The following is a 25,787-nucleotide window of genomic DNA, read 5'->3' on the forward strand; positions in this document are numbered from 1 at the left end:
TGCTTGACGTCCACGGCGATGGCGTGAGCGGCGCAAGAGGGATGGCTTCATCCGCTCGTTCACGTACTCTTCAGGGAATGACTCAGGAGCACGGGGACGACGAGGCCACCAAGGCGGTCAATGCGCCTCGATCGGTCCTGCTCGTCGGCTCGTCCGAGGCGCTGGCGACGCGCTGCCGGGGGATGTGCCTGCGGGCTCGCGTCATGCTGATCGTCGAGAGCGACCTGGCGGCGCTGACGAACACGGCCGTGGAGCGGAAGCCCCTCGCGCTCTTGTTCCCCGACGACATCTACGCCTTCGACAGCGCGGAGTTCGACGCCCTGGCGCGCGACATCCAGGCCGCGGTGGTGACCCTCGAGCCAGGCGTCACGGACGAGGTCATCGAGGCGCGGCTCGCGGAGGCGCTGCTCCGAGCCGAGCTCCTCCGGCAGCCCGAGCCGTCGTCGAGCCGTTACGTGCTCGTGCCCGACGGCCCGCGCCGCTCCAAGCGCCGCTGACCGGCGCGCCCTTGCATGATGATGAAAAGGAGCTCCATCCGATGAGCGAGCTGCACCTCGATCCGAACGCGTCCCGTCTGACGATCCACACCCGAGCCGTAGGGATGCTTGCGCGCCTGGCGCACGACCTCGAGATCACGGCGTCCGAGCTGCGCGGTCGGGCGCAACTCGACGGCGAGTCATGGACCGCCGAGCTCGAGGTCCCCGTGGCCAAGCTCTCCGTCGCGGGGGTCCTGCGCGGCGAGCGCCTCGATCCCGACGCGCTCTCCGCGGGAGATCGCGGCGACATCGAGCGGCGCCTGCGCGGCGAGGTGCTCGCGGGGACCGAGATCGTGGCGGTGCGCGCCTCGGGAGCCACGCGTGACCGCGCCGACGTGCGCGTCCAGGTCGCCTCGGGGAGCGCCTCGCTGGTGGCGCGGCTCTCCTCGCGCGATCGCGGCGACGGAGCGATCGGGGTGACGGGTACCTGTCAGCTGTCGATGGCTGCGCTCGGCGTGCGCGAGGTCAAGGGTCCGCTCGGCGCCTTCAAGGTGCGGGACGAGCTCGACATCCTCTTCGACCTCACTCTCCGGCCGGCGGGCTAGGCGGCTCCGACGGGAGCTCGGGCGCCGCGTCGCCGCGCGAGCAGGCGCCGTGGACCTGGTAGGGCTTGCCGGCGATCCGCTTCGCGAGTGAAGCCCCGCGCCAGGCGACGTACGCCTTGTTGAAGTCGAGCAGCTGGTCGGGGGCGAAGTAGGGGTTCTTCGTCTTGCCCAGCGTGACCAGCGTGAGCACCTGCTCCGCCACGCTCACGGGGCAGCCCTCGAGCCGGAGGGTGGTCTCGTTCCGGGCCATCGCGAGCTTGGTCGTCACCTTCACCATCTTCGCGAGGACGTCATCGTGCTTCGCGGTGTAGGGGTCCCGCGCGCTCCGCTCCCGGTAGAGGCTCTCGATGCTGACCAGCTGATCGCCGATCTTCCCTTTGTACGTCGCGCAGTCGCCGATGAAGATCACCTTCTCGCCCGGCTTCGCGTCGATGGGGCCCTCGTAGGCGCCGAACACGACATGCATCCGCGGCATCTTCGCGTCGCACTCCTTGTCGTACTCGCGCAGGATCTCGATCGCCTCCTCGATGGCCCCCGGACAGCCACCCCAGCAGTAGTCGGTGCGCTCGGGCTCGGGCGGCGAGCCCGCGTAAGCCGTGATGTTCGTGCCCTCGAAGTACTTCTCGACGCGGACGAGGCCCACCTTGAACCCCTTGGCCTTGTGCTTCGCCTCCTCGAGCGTCACGTCCCCCGTGACCTCGATCTCGCCGAGGTCCATCGGGCCGAAGCCGCGCTCCGACGCCAGGCGGATGTGCTCGACGCTCCTCGGATCGACGCCGATGATCTGGCAGCAGACCGAGTCGAACGCGACCTGGTTGTTCCCCATGATGATGAGGCCCAGGTCGAACGGCGAGGGCGTGAGCATCCGGCCCTCGCCAGCGGTGATGGCGTCGATCGCGATGAACTGCGGCTGCACGATGTACTGGAGGTCGGCGACCTTCTCGTTCAGCCGGTGATCGTGATCGATGAGCCTGTGCCGATCGTCCTGGATCCCGATGTAGTTCTTCATCGAGAAGGTCACGGTGGTCCAGGGGTGCGACTTGAACTTGGGGCAGTTCACGAAGAAGTCGGCCTTCGCGACGGGCTCCGGCGTGAACACGTAGTCGCGCAGCCGGCCCTCGTGCGTGAGCGGGATCTCGACCTGCTGCTCTTCCTCGAAGTGGTAGTGCTTGATCCCGGTCCGGCGGAACATCGGGTAATAGCCGGCGCTCTCGTACGTCATGCGGGTCGGGAGCGTGATGCCGCACCGCTCGCCGACGGCGAGCTCTCTCACGCGCCCGTCGTCGCGATCCTTGAGCGCGCCGATCACCCCCTCGACGAACTCGGGCCGCGTGTACGCGTGCGGAAAGTGCGCGCCCGACGCGACGACGTTGGGCTTGATGAGCGTCCGGCCGTGCGGGCGCAGCGAGAGCTCTTCGAGACCGCTGCGCACGATGCTGCGGATCTTCGTCACGTCATACGTCGAGCAGCGGCGCAGAATTACACGAGGGCGCGACGTAATTTTCATAGATAGCCAGCGTATGGGTCGCGCTGAGCCATCGCAACACTCGCCGCCAGACGAGTTGCGCCGCGCTGCCGCTACAGAACAGCCTGGGCGTTCGCTGCTGGACGGATCGTTGTGGCTCAGCCCGTGCGTTCGCCGCCGACGAGCCGCGCCAGCTCGGCGCGGACCTCGCGCGTCGCATCGATGAGCCGGCCTTCGAGCTCGTAGGTACGCTCACCGGGCGCTGCGTCGTTGGGCTCGGTGGGTGTGCGCAGGCGGCACCGGGCGACCTTCACCCGGATCGCCGTCCCTGTCGCTTGCAGCGCGCCCTCGACGCGCGCCCCGGGCGCCGAGGAGGCGGTCGAGTGGAGCCGCACGCGATCGCCGTCGATCTCGACAAGCTCCGCCTCGCCGCCCTTGGACCAGGTGAGGTGCGACGTCATTCCGGCCTCCGCAGGCCGGCGCTCCGCCCGCGGGCGGCGCCGCCGCGGGCCCGCTCGATCGCCGCGCGGGCTTCGCGGGCGGCGTCCTTCTCTTTCAGGCTCTCGCGCTTGTCGACGGTCTTCTTCCCCTTCGCGAGCGCGATCTCGGCCTTCACGCGGCCGTTCTTGAAGTAGAGGCGGGTCGCGATCACGGTCATGCCCTCCCGCTCCACGCTCTTGCGGATCGTCTCGATCTCGCTCTCGTGCAGGAGCAGCTTGCGCGGGCGCTTCGCCTCGTGCCCGAAGGCCGCGCCGGACATCACGGGGATGTTGACCCCTTTCAGGAACACCTCCCCGTTCTCGATGGCGCACCAGCTGTCGGTGAGCTCGGCCGCGCCGTCGCGGAGCATCTTCACCTCGCTGCCGAGCAGCACCAACCCTGCCTCGAACCGATCGTCGAGGGTGTAGTCGAACGTCGCGCGCTTGTTGCGCACGATGAGCTTCTCCCCCTCTCGCTCCTTCTCTTTGCCAGCGCGGCTCACGCGGCCGCATAGCGCGCGCGCCGCCGCCTGTCCACACCGCTTCACAGGGCCGCGTCCGCGCGGCGCCGCCGATGTGCGCCTCTCGCGCGGCGCGTCCCGCCGCAGTGGCGGCGTCATCGCTTGACGCCGATCGCCGCCGCTCGTCCAATGGTCCTTTCGCACGACCTGCCGTCAGCCTGGAGGACTCAGTGAATCGCGGACTGCGCTTTTCGGCCTGGCTCGGGGCGATCGTGGTGAGCTCTGCGCTGCTCCCCGGGTGCAGCTGCAGCTGCGGCGTCGCCACGGACTCCGGCACCGTGGACGGTGATGGGGGGTGGGCCGGCGACGGGCAGGGTGGCGGCGGGCAGGGCGGGCAGGGTGGCGGCGGGCAGGGCGGTCAGGGCGGCGCCGGGCAGGGCGGGGGCACGCAGATTCCCAGGCGCGTCGGGGCGACCGAGACAGTGACGGCTGGCGAGGTCGCGAGGAGCTCGCGCTACCGCATGGTGTTCACGCTCGGGCAGCCGACGCAGAACCAGGGGACGTCGACTTCACCCAAGGTTCGGATGCGAGGAGGGCTCATCGGAGCCGACGGGAGCTTGCCATGACGAGGAGCTGGCGATGAGGACATCGATGATCGCGCGATGCATGACGGCATCCGCCCTGGCGGCGGGCGCGGTCGTGGTCGCAGGGACCGCGGCTGCGGCGGTCCCGCCGACCATCACCCATCAAGGCCGGCTCTACGACGAGCGCGACGTGCCTATCAGCGCGACGCTCGATGTCGTGTTCGCCCTTTACGACGAGCGCGACGCTTCGACGCCCCTGTGGAGCGAGGTCCACTCGATCACGTTCGAGGACGGCTTCTTCTCGGTGCGCCTGGGATCGATCGTCCCGTTCGAGGGAGCGATCTTCGACGGCGCCGAGCGGTACCTCGGCATCACCGTCGGCGACGATGTCGAGCTGGAGCCGCGCGCGACGGTCGCGAGCGTGCCGTACGCGCTGCTCGCCGGCAATGTGAACGGCGACATCACGCCGACCTCGGTCACGGTGAACACCACGAGCGGCAACACGCTGGTGGTCGGCGAGCGCGGGATCATCGTGAACGGCGTCCTCGTGATCGACGAGAACGGCGAGTGGGTCGGCTCGCCGGCGGGGCTTCAGGGCCCGCAGGGGCTGCCTGGACCGATCGGTCCGGCCGGTGAAGCGGGCCCGGCTGGACCGACGGGGCCGGAGGGGAGGATCGGTGCGACTGGTCCTGCGGGCGCTGCTGGTCCGACAGGACCGGCCGGGCCGCCCGGAGCGGTTGGGCCGACGGGCACCGCAGGCCCCACCGGGCCCACGGGGCCGGAAGGCGTGGCTGGACCCAGAGGGCCGGAGGGCGCGGCAGGGCCCGCAGGTGCGGCAGGGCCCATGGGGCCAGAAGGGTCGGTGGGCCCAGAAGGCCCGGTGGGCGCGACCGGACCGGATGGCCCGATGGGACCAGAAGGTCCGATGGGACCGGCGGGCCCGATGGGCGCTACCGGACCGGATGGCCCGATGGGACCAGAAGGTCCGATGGGCACGACCGGACCGGAGGGCCCGCTCGGGCCAGAGGGTCCGATGGGCCCGAGGGGACCAGAAGGGCCGGTGGGCGCGATCGGACCGGAGGGTCCGATCGGGCCAGAGGGTCCGATGGGCCCGAGGGGACCAGAAGGGCCGGTGGGCGCGATCGGACCAGAGGGTCCGATGGGCCCGCTCGGGCCAGAGGGTCCGATCGGGCCCATCGGACCAGCGGGCCCTTCCGGTGTCACGGGACCAGTGGGCTCTACCGGTCCGCAGGGGCCAGTGGGCCCTACCGGTGCCACGGGACCGGTGGGCCCTACCGGTCCGCAGGGGCCAGTGGGCCCTACCGGTCCGCAGGGGCCACGCGGGTTTACTGGCCCCGCTGGTCCGACCGGGCCCCAGGGGGTCGTGCTGACATTGACGGTCCAGGGCGTCGGTCCGTACACCACCCTGCCGGCCGGGAGGCCTATCGACTTTTTCGGGCCGACAGCGTCGGTGGCGGTCTCATCGACGAGCCAGTCGATCTATGCGACCGCGCATCGGTACCTGGGTACAGACGGCTCGCCTGCGGACAGCCTCAAGCTCTACATGTGCTACCAGCGGGTTCGTTCCGGGCCGTCTGGCCCGGTGCTCGACGAGGTCCAGGCGGTCGGCCTCGGCATGGCCGGCGGCCGGGTTCCCGCGGATACCCGCGTCCCCTTTGGGCTCAGCGCCGTCATCACCAATCTCACCGCGGGCACCTACAACATCGGGATGTGCGGCCAGACCTTCAGCCCGAACTGGACCAGCAACGACTACGGCTACCTCTCGATACTCCTCGTCAACGGCTAGCTGCGGCGCCCTGCCGGGCGCGCCCGGTTCGCCGGGGCGCCTGAGCGTCGTGCGCGCTCGCGCCCCTCGCCACAGCCCGTGAGAATTCGACAGCGCAGAACGCAATGCCCCCGCGCGCTGGGTCGGCACGCCGCCCACGTACGATCGTTCGCGACGATGGGCTGAAAGGGGGCTAAACACTCGCGGTTTTCACGCGGGCCTGTCCACTCCGGACGGCGTCCCCGCGGGTTCACCCTACCGCGCCTCCTATGCACTCGATCTGTCTCCGCGGCGCCCGCACGCACAACCTTCAGGGCATCGACCTCGATTTCCGGCCCGGCGAGCTCGTGGCCATCGCCGGCGTCTCGGGCGCTGGCAAATCGTCGCTCGCGCTCGACACGCTCTATTCCGAGGGACAGCGCCGGTTCGTCGAGAGCTTCAGCCCGTACGCTCGCCAGTTCCTCGAGCGGCTCGAGCGTCCGCCGATCGACGCGCTCGAGCCGGTGGCGGCCGGCGTCGCCGTCGATCGACGCGCGCCGGTCAAGAGCTCGCGGTCGACCGTCGCCACGATGGCCGACCTCGAGCCGTATTTCTGCGCGCTCTTCGCGCGCGAGGCGGTGCCTGTCTGCCCGTCCTGCGAGGCGCCGGCCGCGCGGACCGACCCGGCGCGCGCGGCCGACCTCGCCGCGAGCGCGCACGAGGGGGCGACCGCGCTCGTCACGTACCCGATCGCGGTCGCTGGAACTGAGCGGTTCCTCGACGTGCGCGAGTCGCTGCTCGCCGCCGGCTACCGGCGCCTCCTCGTCCGCGGCGAGGCGCGCGACATCGACGCCGTGGCGCCGTCCGAGGCGATGAGCGGCGTGGACAAGCTCGAGGTCATCGTCGATCGCGTCCGGGTCGCCCCCCGGGAGCGCCGGCGCCTCGGCGCCGCCATCGAGGAGGCGTGGAAGGGCAGCGGGGGCGACGCCTCGCTCCACCTGCAGCGCAAGGCCGACGAGCAGGGCGGCCAGGCGGCGGCGCCCACGCGGCTCCGGCTCGTGCGCGGGCTCGCCTGCCCCTCGTGCTCGCGCGCCTTCGATCCGCCGCGCCCCGGGCTGTTCTCGTACCAGTCGCCGACCGGCGCGTGCCCCTCGTGCCGGGGCTTCGGCCGCACCCTCGGCATCGATTACGACAAGGTGATCCCGGACGCCTCGAAGTCGATCGCAGGCGGCGCGATCCGGCCCTGGAACGGCCGCTCGACGACGTGGGAGCGGAAGCTGCTCCGCGCGTTCTGCGAGCGGAAAGGCATCCGCACCGACAAGCCGTGGCGCGACCTCTCCGACGCGCAGCGCGCGCTCGTGCTCGAGGGGGAGGGCTCATGGACCCAGGGGAAGTACCCCGGCGTGAAGGCCTGGTTCCGCTGGCTCGAGACGCGCACCTACAAGATGCACGTCCGCGTGCTGCTCGCGCGCTACCGCACCTACGACGTGTGCAGCGCGTGCAACGGCAAGCGCCTCGCCCCCGAGTCGCTCCTCTACCGCGTCGGCGGCCTGGATCTCGCCGCGTGGCACGAGCTCGAGCTCCGCGACGCCCGCGCGCGCCTCGAGGCCGAGCGCCCCCAGACGGGCCAGGGAGAGATGGCGCGCCGCGAGCTCATCGCGCGGCTCGGGTACCTCGAGCGGGTCGGGCTGGGCTACCTCTCGCTCGCCCGCCAGGCGCGCACGCTCTCGGGCGGCGAGGCGCAGCGCGTCGCGCTCACCGCGGCGCTCGGCACGTCGCTGACGGGCGCGCTCTTCGTGCTCGACGAGCCGACGGTCGGCCTGCACCCGACGGATATCCCGCCGCTCATCGCGGCCATGCGCGAGCTCGCCGATCGCGGCAACGCCGTGCTCGTCATCGAGCACGAGCCCCTCGTCGTCCGGGCGAGCGATCGTGTCGTCGAGCTGGGCCCCGGCGCGGGCAAGCAGGGCGGGCGCGTCACCTTCGACGGCCCGCCCGACGGGCTCGCCGCGCGCGGCCCGCTGGCGTCGGCGCGCGCGGAGCGCCGGGCGCCGAGCGGGAAGATCACGATCCACGGCGCGCGCGAGAACAACCTCCGCGACGTCACGGTCGACGTGCCGCTCGGCGTCGTCGTGGCGATCACGGGGCCGAGCGGCTCGGGCAAGAGCACGCTGGTGAACGACGTGCTCTACCGGCACATCGCGAGGGCGCGCGGCTACAAGGACGTCGAGGCGCCCGGCCTGTACAAGCGCATCGAGGGTACGGCCGACATCCGCACCGTCACGCTCGTTGACCAGGCGCCGCTGGGGCGCACCTCGCGGGGCAACCCTGCGACCTACACCGGCGCATGGAACCGCATCCGCGCGCTCTTCGCCGAGCAGCCGGAGGCGTCGGCTCGGGATCTCGGGCCCGGCCACTTCTCGTTCAACGTCGCGCTCGGGCGCTGCGAGGCGTGCGCGGGCGAGGGGAGCGAGACGATCGAGATGCAGTTCCTCGCCGACGTGTCGCTGACCTGCCCGACCTGCAAGGGCAAGCGGTTCCGCGACGAGGTGCTCGAGGTGAAGCTCGACGGCCGCTCGGTCGCCGACGTGCTCGAGCTCTCGATCGACGAGGCGTTCGAGGTCTTCGTGGGACAGCCCGCGGTCCGGCGGGCGCTCGCGCCGCTCAAGCAGCTCGGCCTCGGCTACCTCACGCTCGGCCAGCCGCTCTCGACGCTGTCCGGCGGTGAGGCGCAGCGGCTGAAGATCGCGCGCGCGCTCGGCGAGCCCTGCGCGGGCGCGCTCTTCCTCCTCGACGAGCCGAGCGCCGGCCTGCACCCCGAGGAGGTGACGCACCTCAACGCCGCGCTCTCCGTGCTCGTGGCCGAGGGCGCTTCCGTGATCGTCGTCGATCACGACCTCGACGTCATCGCTGCGGCGGATTGGGTCGTCGATCTCGGCCCAGGCGCGGGCAGCGAGGGCGGGAGCGTCGTCGCGGAGGGGACGCCCGAGGAGGTGGCCCGGACGGCGACGCGGACCGGCGTCTCGCTGGCCGAGTGGTTCGCGCAGCGGGGCGACGGCGGCGCTCGGCGCTCGCGGCGCGGTACGGCAGCGGCCCCGGCCGCCCCGAAGCCCGGCAAGCGCGGCGGCGGCGGTACCGCGCGCGCGTCGCTCGACCGGGGGCGGATCGAGGTCGAGGGCGCCCGCGAGCACAACCTCGCCGACGTCTCGACCGTGATCCCGCACGGCGAGATCGTCGTCGTCACCGGCCCGAGCGGCTCTGGCAAGAGCACGCTCGCGTTCGACGTGGTCTTCGCCGAGGGCCAGCGGCGCTTCCTCGAGACGCTGACCCCCTACGCGCGCCAGTTCCTCCCCACGCTGCCGCGGCCGGACGTCGATCGCGTCACCGGCGTCCCCCCCTCGATCGCGCTCGAGCAGCGCACAACGCGCTCTGGCGCCAACTCGACCGTCGCGACCGTGACCGAGATCGCGCACTACCTGCGGCTGCTCTACGCCAAGGTCGGCGAGGCGCACTGCCCGGACTGCGACGTGCCGATCGCGGCGCGCTCGCCGGACGAGGTCTACCGCTCGCTCGTCTCGACGCGCGGCGCGCGGACGCTCCTCGCCCCCGCCGTCGTGGCGCGCAAGGGGACGTACCTCGACGTCTTCACCGCCGCCGCCCGTGCCGGCATCACCCGCGCGCTCGCCGACGGCGAGCCGTGCGCGACCGACAGCCCTCCCCGCCTCGACAAGCGCCGCGAGCACTCGATCGATCTCGTGATGTACGAGGGGCGCATGGACGGCCTGGATCGCGCCCTCTTCGATCGCGCCCTCGCGTTCGGGCGTGGGGCGGTCAAGCTCGTCGGAGGCCGCGGCGGTGAGCAGCTGCTCTCCACGACGCGCACCTGCCCGCGCTGCGGCGTCGGTGTCCCGGAGCTCGATCCCCGCTGGTTCTCTTTCAACACGAAGCAGGGCCGGTGTGAGTCCTGCGAGGGGACGGGCGCCTCGGACTTCGACGACGATGCGCTCGCGACGCCCGACCCGTGCGAGGCCTGCGGCGGCTCGCGCCTCGCGCCGATCCCGCGGGCGGTCCGGCTCGCGGGAGAGCGTTACCACCAGGCGTCGGGCCGGTCGGTAGCGGCCGCGGCCGCGTGGGCGAGGGGGCTCCAGTTCACGGGCGACCGCGCGCTGATCGCCGTGGCACCGCACAAGGAGCTCTGCCGCCGGCTCGACTTCGTCTGCGAGGTGGGCCTCGGCTACCTCACGCTCGATCGGCGCGCGGCCACCCTCTCGGGCGGCGAGATGCAGCGCCTGCGGCTCGCGGCGCAGCTCGGCAGCGGCCTCACCGGGGCGCTATACGTCCTCGACGAGCCGACCATCGGCCTGCACCCGCGCGACACCGACCGGCTGCTCGGCAACCTCCGGCGACTCGCCGGGATGGGGAGCACCGTGCTCATGGTGGAGCACGACGCCGACACGATCCGCGCGGCGGATCACCTGATCGACCTCGGCCCCTCGGGCGGGCGCAAAGGCGGCCGGATCGTCGCGGCGGGGCCGTCGCGCGCGGTGCTCGCGAACCCCGACTCGCCGACCGCCCGGGCGCTCGCCGGCGAGGATGCGCTGCTCAGCGCGCGCCCGGCGCGCCCTCCTGTGCGCGAGCACATCGAGCTCCTCGGCGCCCGCGCGCACAACCTCCAGGGGGACACGCTCCGGATCCCCGCGGGCCGGATGACGGTGGTCGCCGGCGTATCCGGCTCGGGGAAGAGCACGCTCATCCAGAAGGTGCTCTACCCCGCCGCGCGCCGCGCGTTGAAGCTGGAGGCGCCCGAGCCGGGCCCGCACAAGGCGCTCCGGCTTCCGAAGAGCATCCTGCGGTCGGTGGCTGTGGATCAGTCGCCCATCGGGCGGACGCCGCGCTCGATCCCCGCGACGTTCCTGGGCGTCTGGGACGAGGTCCGCAAGCTCTACGCTGCCTGCCCCGACGCGCAGGTGCGCGGCTACGGCCCTGCGCGGTTCTCCTTCAACACGGCGTCCGGCGGGCGGTGCCCCGCGTGCGAGGGGCAGGGCGTCATCGCGCACGAGATGTCGTTCTTGCCGGACGTGACCACGCCGTGCGAGGCGTGCGGCGGCGGGCGCTTCGAGCCGGCGACGCTCGACGTGCGCTACCTCGGCCTGTCCGTCGGCGAGCTCCTGGACCTCACCGCGGAGGAGGCTGTCGAGGTCTTCGCTGCCCACCCGAAGATCCGCGCCCCGCTCTCGACGATGTGCGATCTCGGCGTCGGCTATCTCCACATCGGCCAGGGGTCGCACACGCTCTCGGGCGGCGAAGCCCAGCGGCTCAAGCTCGCGGCGGAGCTGACGGCCGGCGCGCGGCCCAAGCCCACGCTGTATGTGCTCGATGAGCCCACGACCGGCTTGCATCTGGCGGACGTGACGCGCCTGGTCCGCGTCCTCGATCGCCTCGTCGAGCGCGGCGACACGCTGGTGATCATCGAGCACCACCCGGCGGTCATCGCGTGCGCGGATCACGTGGTGGAGCTCGGCCCGGAGGGCGGCGCCGGCGGCGGGCGCATCGTGGCGGAGGGCACCCCGCGCGAGGTGGCGCGTCAGCCGACGGCGACGGGCGAGGTGCTGAAGCGGATCTTCGCGAAGGCTACGTGAGCGGGCGCGCCGCGCGAACCGGCGCGCCGTTCCGGGGAGCGCGGCTCAGCCGCCGGCGCGCTTCGCGTACTGGTACGCGGTGTAGGCGGAGATCAGGTGGCAGATCCAGCCGAGCCAGCCGCCCGAGCCGATCCACAGGCCGGGGGTGACGATCAGCCAGAAAATGCAGCGCAGGAACGCGCCGTTGTAGAGCTGCCCAACGCCCGGAATAAGGAAAGAAAGCACTGCGGCGATCCCGGATTTGCTCATGGCATCGGAACCTGATCACCGTGACCGCCCTGTCAAGCGGGCTCGGGCGACCTCGGCACGGACCCGCCGCGCCGCTGCCAGTGGCACAGCGGGCGGCGCAGGAGAGCTCAGTGGCTGCCCGGTAGGACGATCCTTCGACGGCCCGTCGAGGACGTAGAAGGCGTAGGCGCAGGGGTCGTCGCCGTGGCGGTGGGCGCAGGCGTGGTCGCCGTAGCGGTGGGCGCAGGGGTCGTCGCCGTGGCGGTGGGCGCAGGAGTGGTCGTCGTGGCAGTGGGCGCAGGGGTCGTCGCCGTCGGCTTGGGTTGTGCTTGAGCCGTCGGCTTCGGGGCTGCCACGGGGGCCGGCGCGGGCGGCTCCGGCGCGGTCGCCGTGGGTGTGGCGGCCGTCGGCGGGGGAGGCGCCGGATCGCCGGCGACCGACGCAGGCGCCGGGGGCGCCTCGATGGGCGTCACCGCTGCGGCATCTTCGGACGCCCCTCGGCTGCGCATCACGAAGAAGGCGGTCGTCAGGCCTCCGATGACCACGAACGCGCCGATCCCGATCAGCGCGAGCGTCGCGCCGGAGCTCTTGGCGCGAGGCCGCGCGGGGATCGGCGCCGGGTACAGCGCACCGCTCCCCGGCGGCTGGGGAGCGCCGCCCGCGTGAAACCCCGGCGCTCCGGCGGCCCCTGGGGCCCCGAACGGCGAGCCGCCGTACGGGCTCGGAGGCTGGGGCGGCTGCCCGTAAGCGCCCCCTCCTCCAGGTGGCCCGCCGTAGTTCGCTGTCGCACCGGGGCCGTACGGGCCGGGTGCACCAGGTGGCGGCGCGCCGTACGGGCCTGCGGGAGCGCCGTAAGGGCCGGGCGTGCCGGGCGCGGTGTTGGTCCCGCCTTCGACGAGGGTCCGCGGGACGGCTGCGCCAGCCGCGTTCGGATCGTGCGGCGCGGCGCCGGGCGGTACGGGAAAGGCGCCCTGCGGCGAGTTGGGCCCTGCGAGCGGAGGCTCGCCGGGCACGGTCTTGCCAGGGCCGTACATGCCGCTCGGGGGCGCAGGCCATCCCGGCGGCGGACCGCTATTCTGGTTGCTCATCGAGATCGCATCCTACCTACCGTACGCGCCGGGCGCGTCAGTTGTTGGGTACGATGATCACGCGCCGTCGAGGCCTGTCCGACGGCGTGGTGGTGGTCGGGCTCGTCGTCGGCGGGCTCGTCGTCGGCGGGCTCGTCGTCGGCGGGCTCGTCGTGTTCGGCTGGGGGTTGGCCGGCGGCTGTGCGCTGGTCGGCGCAGGGAACGGGAACGGCGGCAGCGTCGACGGGATGACCCAGGGAAGCTGGGGGATGATCGTCGTCCCGCTGGGGCGCGTCGTCGGCGCCGTCGTGGTCGGCGGCGTTCCTGTCGTGCTCGGTGTCGCCGGGGGCTTCGCCGTCGTCGTAGGCCGGGGCTGAGGCTTGGCGACCACGGGCGGCTCAACAGGAGGTGGCGTCACGGCCGGGGGCGTCGTCGCGGGCGGGCTGGGATCCGAAGGCACCGTGTTGGCCGGCTGGAGGGTCGGCAAGGCCGGCGCCACGTCGGCCTGCTCCTTCCGGCCCAGCTCGTTGGCGATGTACAGGCCGCCCACGACCGCCCCGGTGATCCCCGTGGCGAGCAGCAGGATGGCGAACAGCGAAGTCCCGCCTCGCGCGGGCCGCTGCGCGCCGTGCGCCGAGGCGCTCTGCGAGATCCTCGGCAGCGGATCCATCGGCGCCGTCCCAGGGATGTAGCCCTGCGCGCCGCCGCCATATGCGCCGCCATATCCGGGCGCTGGCCCGCCGTTGAATCCGCCGCCCTGGGCCGCGCCCCTGTCCATGAACGGCGCGCTTCCGACGGCCGTCCCTCCCGGGCGCGGCGACACATCGAAGGGTCCCGGCTCGTGGCTCGTGGCGGGCACCCCGGGCATCCCCTGCGGGAGAGCGTAGGGGGCGGCGCTCACGGTCGCCGGCTGCGCGATCTGGGGATAGCCCCCTTGGGCGAAGTACGGGCCTGAGGAGGGCTCTGGCCTCGGCGTGAACCCCGGAGCTGACGCCGAGGGACCTCGGGCATCCGAGGAAAAGCCGCCCATGGGGGTCGAGGGTCCGAGGCCGCCCGGGAGGCCGCTCGACGCGAGCTGCGCGCCGCCGTCCTCCGGCGGAATCGTCTTGGGAACGGAGCTGGTGCGACCGTCCCCCATCGCGTTGGTCGCGGGCGCCGCCGCGGAAGGCGTGAGCATCCCGGGCGCCGCGAGGGCTGCCGCCAGGGCGGCCCCGGAAGACCGCGCCAGGCTGACCTCGGACGGCGCGGGGGTGAGCGCCGACGGGGCGCGGGCGGCTCGGGCGAACGGCTCCAGGGCGCTGCGGAACTCGGCGGTGGTCGCGAAGCGATCCGGCGGCGAGGCCGCCATGGCGCGGTGGACGGCGGCGCAGAGGCCGGGCGCGAGCTCCGGCGCCAGGTCGGAGAGCCTCGAGATCTGGCCCGAAAGGTAGGCTCCCGCGATCTGCTGGGGCTCATCGCCGCCGACCGGCCGGCGGCCGGCCAGCATCTCGAAGATGATGACGCCCAGCGAGAAGATGTCGGCGCGCGCGTCGACGGAGTCCGCCGAGTAGGCCTGCTCCGGGGCCATGTACTCGGGGGTGCCCATGATCACGCCGGGGCGCGTCAACCCGCGATCCAGCTCCCCCGTGACCTTCAGCTTGGCGATGCCGAAGTCGAGGAGCTTGATGAGCGGCTCTCCCTTGGCCGTCTTCGTGATGATCACGTTGTCCGGCTTGAGGTCCCGGTGGACGACGCCCGCGCGATGGGCGGCCTCGACGCCCTCGAGCATCTGCATCGTGTACTCGAGCGCATCGGGGTACCCGAGACGGACGCCTGCCCGGTAGAGCTCCTCGTACAAGGTCTGGAGCGTCTTCCCCTCCAGGTACTCCATCACGATGAACGCCAGGCCGGACGCCGTCTGGTCGACGTCGCTGACGCGAACCACGTGCGCGCTCTGGATCTGCGCGGAGACGCGCGCTTCCTGAAGGAAGCGCTGCACCAGGCCGGAGCGGCGGGACAGCTCGGGGTGGAGAAACTTGAGGGCGACCGTCGTCCCCAGCACCTCGTGGCGGGCTTCGTAGACGCTCCCCATGCCGCCATCGCCGATGAGGCGCACGAGTCGGTACTTGTTGTTGATGACCTGGCCTGCCTGCGGACGCATCGATCTCCGTTGAGGGCGCTGGAGTTGCTCGGAGAGTCTCACAGGCTGGTAGACGAACGTCAGCCCCATTTGTGCGACACAGCGTCGCGATGATCGCGATCCGCCCTGCTTTTCAGCGCAGCGAGCCCCATCCATGTCCGCCCGCGTCCCGTCCTGGGCGCCCCCACGGCTGAGGTCGCACGCTCCAGGGTGCACGTGCCGTCACAAGGATTCGTTATGACGCGATGCGTTGTTGCGGTCCGTGTGGGCGCGACAGCGCTGATGCGCGCGTGCGGGACCGAGTATACCTGGGAGCGCCGCGTGGGAGCGGCGCCGAGGAGATGCCCGTGCTGGCTGCGCCGTTGCTCGATGCCCTGATCGATCGCTCTCTGGAAGAAGACCTCGCGGGAGGCGATCTCACCACCGAGGCTTGTGTCGAGGCCTCCGCGCGCGCGACCGCGAAGGCGGTCGCGCGCAAGCCGCTCGTCGCGTGCGGGGGCGACGTGTTCCTGCGCGTCTTTCAGCGCCTGGATCGGCAGGTGGAGGGCGAGGTGCTCGTCGCGGACGGCACCGCCGTCAGCGTCGGCACAGTGCTGTGGACGGTGCGTGGCCGCGCGCGCTCGCTGCTCAGCGCGGAGCGCACCGCGCTCAACCTCGCGCAGCGGATGAGCGGCGTCGCCTCCGAGGCGCGCCGCTACGCCGAGGCGATCCCGGCCGGGTCGAGCGTGCGCATCACCGACACCCGCAAGACGACGCCCGGTCTCCGCGGGCTGGAGCGCTACGCGGTGCGTGTCGGCGGCGCGCACAACCACCGCGACAGCCTCGGGAGCGCCGTGCTCATCAAGGACAACCACATCGTCGCGGCGGGCGGCATCGCGACCGCCATCGCCCGCGCGCGGGCGCGCGCCCCGCACACGACGAAGGTCGAGGTCGAGGTCGCCTCGCTGCAGGAGCTCGATCAGGCGCTGGCCGCCGGCGCCGACATCATCATGCTCGACAACTTCACGCTGGCCGACGTCAAGGCCGCGTCCGCGCGCGTGCGGTCGGCGCAGCACGGCCGGCCTCTCCTCGAGGTCTCCGGCGGCATCACGCTGGAGCGCATCCCCGAGCTCGTCGCGGCGGGCATCGACGTCATCAGCGTCGGGGCGCTGACGCATTCGGCGCGCGCGGCCGACATCGCGCTGGATCTCTCGCTGTGAGGCGGCTCGACGGGGAGGCGATCGAGCGCGATCTCTCGCGGCTGGGCGCGTCGTTCGGGAGGCCGCTCGCCGTGGCGGCCGAGACCGCGTCGACGAACGACGACGCGCGGAGCGCGGCTGCAGCCGGCGCGCCGCACGGGGCTGCGTTCCTGGCTGACGCGCAGACGCAGGGTCGGGGGCGCGGCGGGCGCTCCTGGCACTCTCCGCCCGGCGAGAACCTCTACCTGTCGGTGGTGTTGCGCCCGAGCCTGCCGGCGAGCCGCGTGGCCCCCATCGCGCTGGTCATGGGGCTCGCCGTCGCGTCCGTCATCGAGCGACGGCTCGCGCCGCTTCCGTCCCGCGGCGCGTCGGGCGACGGCTCCGCCGTCGAGGTGCGGCTCAAGTGGCCCAACGACGTGCTCGCCGGGGGCCGCAAGCTGGCGGGGATCCTCGTCGAGGCCCAGCTGCGCGGCGAGTCGGTGAGCAGCGTGATCGTCGGCGTCGGGCTCAACGTCCATGCGTCGAGCTTCCCGCCGGAGCTGTCGGCGCGGGCCACGTCGCTCGCGATGCTCGGGATCGACGACGTCCCGCGCGAGCGCCTCGCCGCGGAGCTGCTCCAGGCGATCGGCGACGCGGCGGCGAGGTTCGAGGCAGGCGAGCTCGCGCCCTTCGCGGAGGATCTCGCCCGGATGGACTGGCTGCTCGGCCGTCGCGTCGAGGTCGCCGGCGTGGTCGGCGTCGCGGCGGGGATCGATCCGGAGGGGCACCTGCTGGTCCGCGGCGTGGACGGCATCCTCCGGGCGGTTGCGGCGGGCGAGGTCAGCGTCATCTCCAGCTGAGCGCCTCGCGCCGCTTGCGTTGCGCGCTCGGCGCGGCCAAAGCTCCCGCCCCACCTCGGGTCGCCGGCGGCGTGGCGCCGCCGAGGCCGACCGAGGCTCCTCGGAGGCGTCGCTTCCTTGAAAGAAGACACCCTCGTCGTCCACGAAATCTACGCCAGCGTGCAGGGCGAATCGACGTTCGCCGGGCTGCCGTGCACCTTCGTCCGGCTCACCGGGTGCAACCTGCGCTGCACCTGGTGCGACACGACGCAGGCCTTCTACGGCGGCCAGCGGATCCGCCGCGGCGAGGTCCTCGAGCGCGCGCTGGCCCCCGGCACGCCGCTCGTCGAGCTCACGGGGGGCGAGCCTCTCCTTCAGCCCGGGTCGTTCCCGCTCCTCGCGGAGCTCTGCGACGCAGGCCGGACGGTCCTCGTCGAGACCAGCGGCGAGGCAGACGTGTCGCGCGTCGATCCGCGCGTGCACAAGATCATGGATCTGAAGGCGCCTGGCTCGGGGGAATCCCACCGGAACCGCTGGTCGAACCTGGATCACCTCACACCGCGCGACGAGATCAAGTTCGTGCTCGCCGATCGGGCGGACTATGCGTGGATGCGGGACACCATCCGCGAGCGGCGCCTCGACGCGCGCAGCGTGACGCTGCTCGCCTCGTGTGTCTGGGGCAAGCTGCCGCCGAAGGAGCTCGTCCAGTGGGTGCTCGACGACGGCCTTCGCGTCCGGGTGCAGGTCCAGCTCCACAAGGTGATCTGGGGAGCAGACGCGCAGGGGGTCTGACCCGCGGGTCGCCCCCCGCGCGCTGCGGCTCCGTGCCGGTGGGGGCGGCGCCCTTCTCTCGCAGCCTCAGCGCTCGCCGCGCACAAACCGCTCGAAATCTTCGACGTCGCGGGGCGAGCCGAGGACGAGCGGCACGCGCTCGTGGAGCGACCTCGGGACCCTGTCGAGGATGCGCTCGGCCCCCGTGCTCGCCTTTCCGCCCGCGGCCTCGAAGATGAACGCGAACGGGTTCGCCTCGTAGAGCAGCCGCAGCTTTCCCTGGCCGCCTCGATCGGCGGGGTACGCGAAGATGCCGCCCTTGAGCAGCGTCCGGTGCGCGTCCGCGACCAGCGATCCCACGTAGCGTGCGCCGTACGGCCGTCCCTCGTGCTTGCTGTCCTCCTTGATCCACGCGTTCCAGCGGCGCACGTCCTCCGGCCATCGCGCGCTGTGGCCTTCGTTGATGGAGTACGTCGAGCCGCGCTCGGGGATCCGGATGTTCTCGTGAGAGAGAAAGAACTCTCCCACGGTCGGGTCGTAGGTGAAGCCGTGCACGCCGCCGAGGCCGGTCGTGATGACGAGCAGCGTCGACGAGCCGTAGAGCACGTAGCCAGCCGCGACCAGATCGCGGCCGGGGCGAAGGAAATCCGACGGATCGGCGCCCATCTTGGCGTCGCTCTTTCGGAGCACACCGAAGATCGTGCCGATCGAGATGTTCACGTCGATGTTGGACGAGCCGTCGAGCGGATCCACGACGACGATGTACTTCGCTCGTGGGTCCGTGGAGAGGAGCCTCATTTCGCCGAGCTCCTCGCTCACCACGGCCGCGCAGTGCCCGCGCCTTCCGAGCACGCTGAGCAGCGTCTCGTTGGCGACCTCGTCGAGCTTCTGCACGACCTCGCCCTGGACGTTGGTCTGTCCCGTGTATCCGAGGACGTTGGCGAGGCCGGCCCGCCGGACCTTGGACGTCACGAGCTTCGCCACCAGGCCGAACTGGTTCAGGAGGGAGGTGAACGCCCCTGTCGCCGCGGGGAACCCGAGCATTCCTTCGAGGATGTACGTCTCGAGCGTGATCCCGATGCGTGACGGCGCCTCCGGCGGCTTCCAGCTCAGATCCCGTTGGTCCGACATGATCCCTCCGCGTTGTCGGCGAGGACGTCACCGCCCCGCCGCGTGCTCGCGCTCGCGTCCGCCGCTGTGGCCCCCCAGGGCGGACCGGCGCAGTTTCGAGAATTGCGTATCCGATGGCTTCGTACAACATCCTCGGGGCGCTGGACCGCCAGCGCGTTGGGCTCGATACGTTCGTCCAAGTCCTGAAGATGCGGCCCGAGCCCGTTCGCCCGAGCGCCCTGACACGGCGCCGCGGGCAGTGGGTTCACGCCCCGGGCAGGCCACGCGCTTCCTGGCGCAGCAGCACCTTCGACGGAGTGATTCATGGCGCTCACCACCCGTGTAGAGCAGATCCTCTCCTGGTACGCCTCCGAGAACCCAGGCACGCTGACGAACCTCGTCCGGCTGCTCAACCATGGCGCGCTCGCGGGCACCGGAAAGATGGTGATCCTGCCAGTGGACCAGGGCTTCGAGCACGGTCCGGTGCGATCGTTCGCTCCGAACCCCGAGGCCTACGACCCCGATTACCACTTTCAACTCGCGATCGACGCCGGGTGCAACGCCTATGCGGCGCCGCTCGGATCGCTGGAGGCTGGCGCGGCCAGGTTCGCGGGGCAGGTGCCCCTGATCCTGAAGCTGAACAACAGCGACACGCTGGCGAAGGTGGAGCAGCCCGTGTCGGCGGTGACGGGCTCGGTCGAGGACGCGCTCCGCCTCGGCTGCGTCGGCGTCGGCTACACGATCTACCCCGGGTCCGGCGCGAGAAACCGGATGTACGAGGACCTTCGCGAGATCGCCCTCGAGGCCAAGCACAGGGGCCTGGTCGTCATCGTCTGGAGCTATCCGCGCGGCGCCGGACTGTCGAAGCAGGGCGAGACGGCCATCGATGTCTGCGCCTATGCGGCGACGATTGCGGCTCAGCTCGGCGCACACATCATCAAGGTCAAGCCGCCGACGGCTCATATCGAGCAGGAGGAGGCGAAAAAGATGTACGAGAAATACAGCATTCCCATCCAGACGCTCGCCGACCGGACCCGGCACGTCGTGCAGGCGACGTTCGGCGGCAAGCGCGTGGTGATCTTCTCTGGAGGCGAGTCCAAGGCGACCGACGCCGTCCTGGAGGAGGTGCGCGAGATGGCCGCAGGCGGCTCCTTCGGGTCGATCATGGGGCGCAACGCGTTCCAGCGCCCACGCGCGGAGGCGCTGCAGCTCCTCGCCGACGTGATCCGGATCTACGGGTCGGCGCGCTGACGCCCCTCGATCCAGCGCTCGGGCCGGGCCCGCTCGGACCCGCAGTCCGGTGGGCAGCATCGAACAAGGCGCTCCGACGGCGCGCCGCAGAGCGCGAAGCCCGCGCGGAACCGTGGGGGACCGCGCGGAACCGCGCGGAACCGTGCGGGACTGCGCGCCTGGGAGCGGGAGCGCTCTCCCGCCCGCACCTCGGGCCGACCGCCTGCGGGCATCGTCCACGTCGACGGGGTTAGCCCTTCGTGATTAGATGCCGCGCTGGACACCCTCCACATCCCGGGCTCAGGAGACCGCATGCCGATCAAAGTGAACCTCGCCTCGTCCGACCCGCTGAGCCTCGCCGTCGACGTCGTCGTCATCGGCGTGCCTGAAGGCGCTTCGACGGGTGAGGGCGTGCTGGCGAGGCTCGTGGCGGCGCTGGGCGAGTCGGTGGCTCACCAGGTCAAGCGTGACGACTTCACGGGGAAGAGGGATCAGAGCATCGATTTCGCGACGCACGGCGCGTTGAAGCCCGGCCGGGTGCTGCTGTTCGGGCTCGGGTCGGGCAAGGTCACCGACGTCGAGTGCAGGCTGCTCGCGGCGAAGGGGGCGCGCTTCGCGAACGGCGTGCGTGCCGAGAGCGTCGCGGTCGTGGTGCCTCCCGGCGTGGAGCGCGCGGAGCGGGCCGCCGCGGAGGGGCTCGTGCTCGGGGCCTACCGGTTCACCCGCTACTTCACGGGCGATCGTCTGCCCAAGGTCGAGCTCTCCCGCGGCACCGTGGTCATCGAGGGCAAGGTGGGCAAGGCGGCGCGAGATGCCGTCGCGCTCGGCCAGCAGGTCGGCGAGGCGATCTGCGTCGCGCGCGACCTCGTCAACGAGCCGCCGAACGAGGTTTATCCGGAGGCGCTCGCGCGTGTCGCGGTGGACGTGGGCAAGCAACACGGGCTCAAGGTGACGGTGCTCGACAAGGCCACGCTCATCAAGCGGGGCATGAAGCTCATCATGGCGGTGGGGCAGGGGAGCGCGAGGGAGCCCCGGCTGGTCCACATGGTCTACGCTCCATCCGGGAAGCCGAAGGGGAAGCTGGTCTTCGTGGGCAAGGGGCTGACCTTCGACAGCGGCGGGCTCTGCATCAAGCCAGCTCAGGGCATGGAAGAAATGAAGGGCGACATGGGCGGCGCCGCGAACGTGATCGCGCTGATGGCCGCCGTCGCGGCCGCCAAGCCGAACGTCGAGGTGCACGGCATCATCGGCGCGGCAGAGAACATGCCCGACGGCGCGGCCTACCGGCCCGGCGACATCTTCGGCTCTCTGGATGGCAGGACGGTGGAGATCATCAACACCGACGCAGAGGGGCGCCTGGTCCTCGCCGACTGCCTCGCCTATGCGCGCGCGCTGAAGCCGGACCTCATCGTCGACAACGCGACCCTCACGGGCGCGTGCGTCGTGGCCCTCGGGCCGACCGTGTCGGGCTTCTTCTCGAACCGCGAGGAGCTCGCGGAGCGCCTGCGGAGCGCCGCGAAGGCCGCGGGTGAGTCGATGTGGCAGCTCCCGCTCATCGAAGAGCTCCGCGACGGCCTCAAGAGCGACTGGGCCGACATCAAGCACACGGCCGACCGCTGGGGAGGGGCCATCACCGCGGCCTTGTTCCTGCGCGAGTTCGTGGGGGATGTTCCCTGGATCCACGTGGATATCGCTGGCCCATCCATGGCGAACAAGCCGTACGGCATCTTCTCCAAGGGCGGGACGGGCCACGGCGTGCTTACCTTCCTCCGCCTCATCGAAGGCTTCACCGGCTAAACCGTGCAACTCCGCCGCAAGCTCGCGCGCGCCATGGGGCGCGCCATCACCGACTTCGACATGATCGCCGACGGCGATCGGATCCTCTGTGCTGTCTCGGGGGGCAAGGACAGCTACGCGATGCACGCGCTGCTCGTCGACCTTGCGCGGCGTGCGCCGGTCCGGTTCAGCGTGATCGCGGTCAACATCGACCAGGGGCACCCTGGCTACCCGGGACACCTCCTCACCGACTACATGGCGGCGGGCGGCCACGAGTTCCGGATGATCTCCGAGGACACCTACTCGATCGTCACCGAGAAGATCCCCGAGAACAAGACGTACTGCTCTCTCTGCTCCCGCCTGCGCCGGGGCATCCTGTACCGCATCGCGCGCGAGCTCGGCTGCTCGAAGATCGCCCTCGGCCACCACCGTGACGACGCCGTGACGACGCTGCTCCTGAACCTGATCTTCGCGGGTCAGCTGAAATCGATGCCGCCGAAGCTCATCGCCGACGACGGCGACAACATCGTGATCCGTCCGCTGATCTACTGCGCCGAGGCCGAGCTCGCCGCGTTCGCTGCCGAGGAGCGGTTCCCGATCATTCCCTGCGACCTGTGCGGGTCCCAGGACAACCTCCAGCGCAAGGCGGTGAGCCAGCTCCTCGCGGACCTCGACGCGCGCCACCCCGGGACGCGGCAGAACATGCTCGCCGCCCTCGGCAATGTGCGCCCGAGCCACCTCTTTGACACGGGCCTTTGGAAGCGGCTCGGGCTCGAGGTCGCCCGGGAAGAGGGGAGCGCAGGCGACGAGGCAGGCGCGGGTGCGCCAGCGCCGGACGTGCTGCCCGTCGGCAACCTCCTGAGAAACCTGGCCTAGCGCTCGCTCATGAGCACGGATGCCCCCGGCGCCCTCTCGATCGGCGCTCCGCGCGAAGAGGAGTCCACCGCGTCGGCCTCCGTCGGTCGCGGCGGTGCGTTGACGCGCGGGGTCGACGGGGCGTCAGGCTCGGACCGCCCGGAGGCGCCGCTCCCCGGGGCGGCGCGCTTCGACCTGGGTCTGGGCGGCGGGCGCGCCCCGCAGGCGTTGCTCGCCGCGGTCGTCGCCTGGATGATCACGGTCGCGCCTGCGGGTTTCGGCCGTGGCGCGCCCGTATTCGCCAGCATCGCCGCCTCGCTCGCCTTCCTGTGCGGCGTCGCTGCGCCGCTGCTCGCCGCCACGCACCGTCGGGTCGCGCGGCACCTCGGCATCTCCGTCTTCCTCGCGCTGGTCACGCTGACCTGGCTGCTGGCTTCTCCTTCCCTTCAGCCATCCCGCCTCGACCCGGTCCGCGCGGCGATCGGCGCGATCGCCTGGGGCATCTTCGCGCTTTCCTGGCGCGATCGCTGGGATGTTCGGCGCCAGCCGGAGCCGGAACCAGACGCCCCTCTCCTGCAGGCCCGAGCCCACCTTCCTCCGCTCGCGACGGCGATCGTCGCGTTCGGAGCGCTCGTGAGCCTCGCGATCCTGGTGCTCGCGTGGCGCATCCGGGACCCGGAGCGCGCCCTCTTGGCCCAGGCCGTCGCAGTGGCCTGCGCGGTCGCGCTGATCACGGCGGCGTCCGGCGTCGCGGTGGCCCGTGGCCGCCGGCACACGGCCGGCGCACGGCGGCTCCCCCACCGAGCCGTTCGGCACCTGGTGGTCCTGATCGTCTTTGCGGTCCTGGGGGCGGTCGCGATGACGCTGCGGTGAGCGGCGGCGCAGCCGTGGCCTCCCGGCTGCCGCCGCTCCTTGATGTCCCCGCATCCCCGCCGGTTCCTCACCAAATCGCGTTACACTCACGGGCGTGTCCCGCGCAGTCGATGTGTTCGCGGTTCTGCTCCTCGTCGCCGCAGCGTTCTCCTTTGCCTTCGGGGTTCACGCGCTCGGTGATCGCCAGGATTTCAAGGCGATCTACCTCCTCGTGATCGGCGGCCTCTCGCTCAAGGCGTCCACGGAGATCCTTCGTCCCCGCGGGGGTAGCGCGTGAGCCCTGGGCGCCGAGCGATCGCGGCCGTCGCGTGTCTGTGCGCGTGCGCGGCCTGGGCTGCTCTATCGACGTCCGCGAGGGGGGCTGCGCCGCTGCCGTCCGACGTGACGGCCCGCGTGGGCGCGAGCGACGTCGCCGTCGACTCGGTGGCGCGCATCGCGGCGGTGCAGCAGATCCCGCCTGCGCAGGCCCGGGACGCGGCGGTCCGCGACGCGCTCTGGGCCGCCGAGGCACGGACCCGCGGCCTCGAACAGGAGCCTGACGTGCAGCGCGAGATCAGCCTGGTGCTCGCCCGTCGCATGCTCCACCAACTGAAAGAGGAGGCGGCGAACGCCGGCCCGGTGACCGACGACGAGCTGCGCGTCGCCACCGAGCGCCACTGGCTCGATCTCGATCGTCCCGAGGGGTACCGCACCGTGCACGCCATCGTGAAGCTCTCGGAGGACGCTAGCGAGGCTAACCGTGACAAGGCGAAGGCGATCGCCGACGCCATCCGGACGGCCGTGTTGTCTTCGCGCGAGGTCGCTCAGCGCACCGAGCCGCCCCGCGCCGCGGGGACGCCGCAACCGCCCCCCGATCCGGCTGCAGAGGCGTTCATCAGCGCCGCGAAGGGCGTCCCTGCCGAGGGCTTCGAGGTCGTGGTGCAGGCGCTCGCGCCGGTGACGGAGGCGGGACGCGTTCTCACGCCGGAGCCGCAGCAGTTTGACCCCGCTTTCTCCCGCGCGGCGGCGTCCCTCGTCGCGCGCGGAGATCTCACCGCACCGGTCACATCGGCCTTCGGCGTGCACGTCATCATGCTCCTCGAACGCATCCCGGCGCAGGTGGTGCCTGTCGAGGAGCGACGCGGCTTGGTGCGCGATGAGGTCGTGGCGGACCGCGCGCGCGCCGCCCAGTCGAGGTTCCTCGAGGTGGCACGGCGCGAGCCGAAGATCGCGGGGGCCGTCGACGCGTTGCTCGAGCTCGTGCGGATCGAGCCATGACCACCTCGCGCAACGGAGCTCGCAACCGGACCCGACGCCGGCTTCCACGTGACCAGGCGCCGTCCTCCTTCACGTCGATCCTCGAGGATCTCCTGTGCGCGATCCCGGGCGCACACGCCGCCGCGCTCGTGGATTCCGAGGGGGAGACCATCGACTACGCCGGCGGGCTCGACCCCTTCGATGTGAAGGTGACCGCGGCCCACTGGCAGATCGTGCTGGCCGAGGTCGCAGACACACGTCTGGGGGTGTCGCGCCAGATCACGGTGCGCGCGCACCGCAAGAGCTACATCGTGCGCCAGCTGCAACCGGAGTACGCCCTGGTCCTGGTGCTGCACCCGCGGGCTGCCTTTGCCGCGTCCCACCGCGCGTTGCAGGAGGCCGAGGCGCGGCTGTGCGCCGAGGCCGGCTGGAGCACGTCGCGCACCGCGCGGTGGTACTGCGTCGACGTCGAGACCGAGGCCTCGGATCGTGGGCGCCCCGCTCGCCTCCGCGGCGCAGGTGGCTGGCAGCCCATCGAGGTGATGGGCTCGATGGTGGGCCTCGGGCCGCGCGAGAAAGGCTTCCGGATCCGGCTGCCGAGCGGCGCGGAGATGCTGCTCATCCGCGAGCGCATGGGCCGCTGGTTCGCAGACGAGCACCCGGAGACCTGAACGTCAGCACGAGCGAGGCGACGCGCAGGGGCGCTGGCGACGGACCGAGAAGCGCGCCCGGGTAGTGAGCGTCCCGAGGACCAAGGCAGACTCCGCCGGAGAGAACAGGTCGGAAAAATACTGTTGACCTGGCCGGTCTCCTGAGTATCCTCCGCGCTCCCTGGTTGCCACGATGCCGATGCGGCAGGCAACCGCAGCAAGCCGTACAGCGTGTGCCCGGCATGTCTGGGCCTCCGTCGCTGGCGGCAAGCGGCCGATCTGAATGTTCGCGACCTGCGCAGTTCCGTGTCCCAACACGGATGAACTCGCTCGGGTAGCAGCGTTCAGAACGAAGTGGGCTATGCCGGTAGTGTAAGCTGATAACGCGCCGCGAAAACGGTG

General features: G+C 71.7%; 22 protein-coding genes. 15 read left to right on the forward strand and 7 right to left on the reverse strand.

Annotation, left to right across the window (positions count from 1 at the left end):
* Positions 1-77: 77 nt before the first annotated feature.
* Both WME79_RS14490 and WME79_RS14495 read left to right on the forward strand, forming a co-directional pair.
* Complete coding sequence (locus tag WME79_RS14490; RefSeq protein ID WP_157906649.1) at positions 78-497, forward strand: hypothetical protein; 420 nt, start codon at positions 78-80, stop codon at positions 495-497.
* Between the two features lie 41 nt (positions 498-538).
* Positions 539-1,081, forward strand: a complete 543-nt coding sequence (locus WME79_RS14495; protein WP_437535430.1) for a hypothetical protein — start codon at positions 539-541, stop codon at positions 1,079-1,081.
* Here WME79_RS14495 and WME79_RS14500 read toward each other — a convergent pair.
* The 3 genes from WME79_RS14500 to smpB form a co-directional block, all read right to left on the reverse strand.
* Positions 1,059-2,534: a DUF362 domain-containing protein gene (locus WME79_RS14500; RefSeq protein ID WP_437535432.1), complete on the reverse strand. Its 1,476-nt coding sequence runs from the start codon at positions 2,532-2,534 to the stop codon at positions 1,059-1,061. The genes WME79_RS14495 and WME79_RS14500 overlap by 23 nt on opposite strands.
* 170 nt (positions 2,535-2,704) lie before the next feature.
* Entirely contained in the window at positions 2,705-3,007 is a 303-nt protein-coding gene (locus WME79_RS14505) for a hypothetical protein (RefSeq protein WP_437535434.1), read from the reverse strand.
* Entirely contained in the window at positions 3,004-3,528 is a 525-nt protein-coding gene (gene smpB, locus WME79_RS14510; protein WP_437535436.1) for an SsrA-binding protein SmpB, read from the reverse strand. Before smpB ends, WME79_RS14505 begins: the two co-directional genes overlap by 4 nt.
* A 188-nt stretch (positions 3,529-3,716) precedes the next feature.
* On the opposite strand from smpB, the gene WME79_RS14515 reads away from it, so the two are divergent.
* The 3 genes from WME79_RS14515 (at position 3,717) to uvrA (ending at position 11,474) form a co-directional block, all read left to right on the forward strand.
* Positions 3,717-4,112, forward strand: a complete 396-nt coding sequence (locus WME79_RS14515) for a hypothetical protein (RefSeq protein ID WP_437535438.1) — start codon at positions 3,717-3,719, stop codon at positions 4,110-4,112.
* Positions 4,113-4,152: 40 nt separating this feature from the next.
* A complete protein-coding gene (locus tag WME79_RS14520; RefSeq protein ID WP_437535440.1) occupies positions 4,153-5,877 on the forward strand; it encodes a collagen-like protein in 1,725 nt (574 codons plus the stop codon).
* Positions 5,878-6,125: 248 nt separating this feature from the next.
* Positions 6,126-11,474 (forward strand): excinuclease ABC subunit UvrA, encoded by a 5,349-nt coding sequence (uvrA, locus tag WME79_RS14525; protein ID WP_437535441.1) that lies wholly within the window; start codon positions 6,126-6,128, stop codon positions 11,472-11,474.
* 45 nt (positions 11,475-11,519) lie between these two features.
* Here uvrA and WME79_RS14530 read toward each other — a convergent pair whose 3' ends face one another.
* The 3 genes from WME79_RS14530 to WME79_RS14540 all read right to left on the reverse strand — a co-directional run bounded on the left by WME79_RS14530 (position 11,520) and on the right by WME79_RS14540 (position 14,909).
* A complete protein-coding gene (locus tag WME79_RS14530) occupies positions 11,520-11,723 on the reverse strand; it encodes a hypothetical protein (protein ID WP_012235204.1) in 204 nt (67 codons plus the stop codon).
* Between the two features lie 107 nt (positions 11,724-11,830).
* Positions 11,831-12,790 carry a hypothetical protein gene (locus tag WME79_RS14535; RefSeq protein WP_437535444.1) on the reverse strand — a complete coding sequence of 320 codons (960 nt, stop codon included), beginning with the start codon at positions 12,788-12,790 and terminating at the stop codon, positions 11,831-11,833.
* Between the two features lie 37 nt (positions 12,791-12,827).
* On the reverse strand, positions 12,828-14,909 hold the full coding sequence (locus tag WME79_RS14540) for a protein kinase domain-containing protein (RefSeq protein WP_437535445.1): 2,082 nt from the start codon (positions 14,907-14,909) through the stop codon (positions 12,828-12,830).
* A gap of 326 nt (positions 14,910-15,235) precedes the next feature.
* Here WME79_RS14540 and nadC point away from each other — a divergent pair, with 326 nt between their 5' ends.
* The 3 genes from nadC to WME79_RS14555 all read left to right on the forward strand — a co-directional run bounded on the left by nadC (position 15,236) and on the right by WME79_RS14555 (position 17,676).
* Positions 15,236-16,087: a carboxylating nicotinate-nucleotide diphosphorylase gene (nadC, locus tag WME79_RS14545; protein ID WP_437539850.1), complete on the forward strand. Its 852-nt coding sequence runs from the start codon at positions 15,236-15,238 to the stop codon at positions 16,085-16,087.
* Positions 16,084-16,905 carry a biotin--[acetyl-CoA-carboxylase] ligase gene (locus tag WME79_RS14550; protein ID WP_437535447.1) on the forward strand — a complete coding sequence of 274 codons (822 nt, stop codon included), beginning with the start codon at positions 16,084-16,086 and terminating at the stop codon, positions 16,903-16,905. Before nadC ends, WME79_RS14550 begins: the two co-directional genes overlap by 4 nt.
* 117 nt (positions 16,906-17,022) lie before the next feature.
* Complete coding sequence (locus WME79_RS14555; RefSeq protein ID WP_437535449.1) at positions 17,023-17,676, forward strand: radical SAM protein; 654 nt, start codon at positions 17,023-17,025, stop codon at positions 17,674-17,676.
* 66 nt (positions 17,677-17,742) lie between these two features.
* On the opposite strand, the gene fbp is transcribed toward WME79_RS14555, so the two are convergent.
* Positions 17,743-18,786, reverse strand: coding sequence for a class 1 fructose-bisphosphatase (gene fbp, locus WME79_RS14560; RefSeq protein ID WP_437535451.1), 1,044 nt, complete (start codon positions 18,784-18,786; stop codon positions 17,743-17,745).
* A 303-nt stretch (positions 18,787-19,089) separates the two neighbouring features.
* On the opposite strand from fbp, the gene WME79_RS14565 reads away from it, so the two are divergent.
* The 7 genes from WME79_RS14565 (at position 19,090) to WME79_RS14595 (ending at position 25,406) form a co-directional block, all read left to right on the forward strand.
* A complete protein-coding gene (locus WME79_RS14565) occupies positions 19,090-20,016 on the forward strand; it encodes a class I fructose-bisphosphate aldolase (protein WP_437535453.1) in 927 nt (308 codons plus the stop codon).
* Between the two features lie 291 nt (positions 20,017-20,307).
* Positions 20,308-21,792 carry a leucyl aminopeptidase gene (locus WME79_RS14570; protein ID WP_437535454.1) on the forward strand — a complete coding sequence of 495 codons (1,485 nt, stop codon included), beginning with the start codon at positions 20,308-20,310 and terminating at the stop codon, positions 21,790-21,792.
* A 3-nt stretch (positions 21,793-21,795) separates the two neighbouring features.
* Positions 21,796-22,647, forward strand: coding sequence for a tRNA 2-thiocytidine(32) synthetase TtcA (ttcA, locus tag WME79_RS14575; protein ID WP_437535456.1), 852 nt, complete (start codon positions 21,796-21,798; stop codon positions 22,645-22,647).
* A gap of 231 nt (positions 22,648-22,878) precedes the next feature.
* Positions 22,879-23,499, forward strand: a complete 621-nt coding sequence (locus WME79_RS14580) for a hypothetical protein (RefSeq protein WP_437535458.1) — start codon at positions 22,879-22,881, stop codon at positions 23,497-23,499.
* A 94-nt stretch (positions 23,500-23,593) separates the two neighbouring features.
* On the forward strand, positions 23,594-23,776 hold the full coding sequence (locus WME79_RS14585; RefSeq protein WP_157906650.1) for a hypothetical protein: 183 nt from the start codon (positions 23,594-23,596) through the stop codon (positions 23,774-23,776).
* A 104-nt stretch (positions 23,777-23,880) separates the two neighbouring features.
* Complete coding sequence (locus WME79_RS14590) at positions 23,881-24,756, forward strand: peptidylprolyl isomerase (protein WP_437535460.1); 876 nt, start codon at positions 23,881-23,883, stop codon at positions 24,754-24,756.
* Positions 24,753-25,406 carry a roadblock/LC7 domain-containing protein gene (locus tag WME79_RS14595; protein ID WP_437535462.1) on the forward strand — a complete coding sequence of 218 codons (654 nt, stop codon included), beginning with the start codon at positions 24,753-24,755 and terminating at the stop codon, positions 25,404-25,406. Before WME79_RS14590 ends, WME79_RS14595 begins: the two co-directional genes overlap by 4 nt.
* Positions 25,407-25,787 lie beyond the last annotated feature (381 nt).

It is taken from the genome of Sorangium sp. So ce726 (assembly GCF_051521405.1).
GTDB lineage: Bacteria > Myxococcota_A > Polyangia > Polyangiales > Polyangiaceae > Sorangium.